Genomic DNA, 523 nt, shown 5'->3' on the forward strand with positions numbered 1-523 from the left:
GGAACTCAATGATGTGCAAGCTAATGAACTTCTAAAAACAATAAAAGAATTTCAAGCTAAAGCAGTATCAGAGGCCAAGGATAAAACAGGTAAGAAGCAAATCAAAGAAGCTTCTCCACCTTATAAAAAAGAAGATGGCAAAGTTATCTTCAAATTTAAAATGAAGGCCAGTGGTACTAATGGTAAAACTGGAGATACATTTAAACAGAGACCAGGTTTATTCGACAATGAATTAAAACCTATAAGTCCAGATATAACTATATGGGGAGGTTCAATCCTTCGTGTTAGTTATCAACCATTCGCTTGGTACACACCTATGCTTGGTGCAGGTGTTTCCTTAAGACTTAAATCAGTTCAAGTAAAAGATTTAGTTGAGGGTGGTGGACAATCTAATGGAGCAGATAGCTTCGATAAAGTACATGGCGATAGTGCCAGTAAAAATGTAGGGTCAGATGACGAGGAAGTTCAAGAGGAAGTTTCCAAAGCAACCGACTTCTAAATTCAAATCAAAGCTTGAGGAGGA

Annotated in this window: 1 protein-coding gene; it reads left to right on the top strand. The window is 37.3% G+C overall.

Annotated features, from left to right (window positions below; translation table 11 throughout):
• On the top strand, window positions 1–499 hold a 499-nt coding region (locus tag AMN70_RS05690; protein WP_075501819.1), incomplete at its 5' end, for a hypothetical protein.
• Window positions 500–523 lie beyond the last annotated feature (24 nt).

This window comes from Candidatus Pelagibacter communis, from assembly GCF_001179925.1.
GTDB lineage: Bacteria > Pseudomonadota > Alphaproteobacteria > Pelagibacterales > Pelagibacteraceae > Pelagibacter > Pelagibacter ubique_E.